Source organism: Reyranella soli, assembly GCF_007992495.1.
In the GTDB taxonomy this organism is placed as follows: domain Bacteria; phylum Pseudomonadota; class Alphaproteobacteria; order Reyranellales; family Reyranellaceae; genus Reyranella; species Reyranella soli.
Window position 1 is genome coordinate 1 of sequence record NZ_BKAJ01000364.1, and the last position, 1,248, is coordinate 1,248.

Annotated in this window: 1 pseudogene; it reads right to left on the reverse strand. The window is 65.5% G+C overall.

Annotated elements, in window-relative coordinates:
* Positions 1 to 163 precede the first annotated feature (163 nt).
* Positions 164 to 1,228, reverse strand: a pseudogene (locus tag RSO01_RS46790) (IS3 family transposase); the annotation flags it as partial.
* Between the last annotated feature and the right edge of the window lie 20 nt (positions 1,229 to 1,248).

Here is a 1,248-nt window from a genome sequence, read left to right on the forward strand (position 1 = left end):
GACCTGCCCTGATTCTTCGGACCACGGTTAACTTGAGAGAGCTGGCACCTCCTGGTTGTTGTCTTGTCCCGTCAAGGACGATGTTGCAACGGGCCGGGGCGCGAAGCCCTTCGTATCGCGCAGCGTCCCGGCCCGTTGCGGAAGCGGGAGCTGTTCGTTGAGCTTTGCGGCAAAGGCCCGCTGGCGTCAAATAACTGAGGCTCGAATGCGGACGAACCTCGTTGTAGTGCTGACGCCAGGCCTCGATCACGACTTTGGCCTCGGTGCGTGACAGGAACCATTCCAGGCTCAAGCATTCGTCACGGAACTTGCCGTTGAAGCTCTCGCCCACGCCGTTCTGCCAGGGCTTGCCGGGATCGATCAGCGCGATCTCGATCTTCTGGTCGGCCATCCACTTCAGCAGCGCCCGGGCGACGAACTCAGGGCCGTTGTCGGACCGCAGATAGAGCGGCGCACCACGCTCACTGATCAGGCGCGACAGCACCTCGATGACGCGGCCCGAGCGGATCCGGCCGTCGACCTCGATCGCCAGGCCCTCCTTGGTCCATTCGTCGGTCACCGTCAGGCACTTGAGCTGCTGGCCGTTGGCGCACCAGTCGAACACGAAGTCGTACGACCAGACCTGGTTGGCGCCGGTCGGCACCCGAGGCCGCGGCCGACCGCTGGCGAGCCGCTTGCGCGGTCGCCGGCGCGGCACCTGCAGCCTGGCCCGCTGCCACAGTCGATAGCAGCGGCCCCAGCTCATGGCGTGGCCCTCGCGATCGAGGAAGATGCGGATGCGCCGGTAGCCGAAGCGCGGGTACTGCGCGCTCAGCGCCGCCATGCACGCCAGCACCGGCGCATCTTTCGCCGCCTTCACCGAGCGGTAGCCCAGCGAAGCCCGCGCCACTCCCAACAGCGTGCACGACCGGCGCTGCGACAGTCCGCGGCGCATGGCGTAGGCCACCTGCTCTCGACGAGCCGGCACGCTCACCATTTTTTTGCAGCGATCTCCTTCATCACCTCGATCTCGAGATCTCGCTCCGCCACCAGCTTCTTCAGCCGCGCGTTCTCCTGCTCGAGCTGCTTCAGCCGCCGAACGTCGTCCGGCTGGAACGACCCGAACCGCTTCTTCCAGGTATAGATCGATTGCTCGCTCACACCGTGCCGCCACCACAGGCACCGTGTCCCGATCCGTCTCTCGTAGGATCGACACGACCTGCTCGTCCGTCAACCTCGACTTCTTCATCCTGCCTCCTCGCGGAGGCC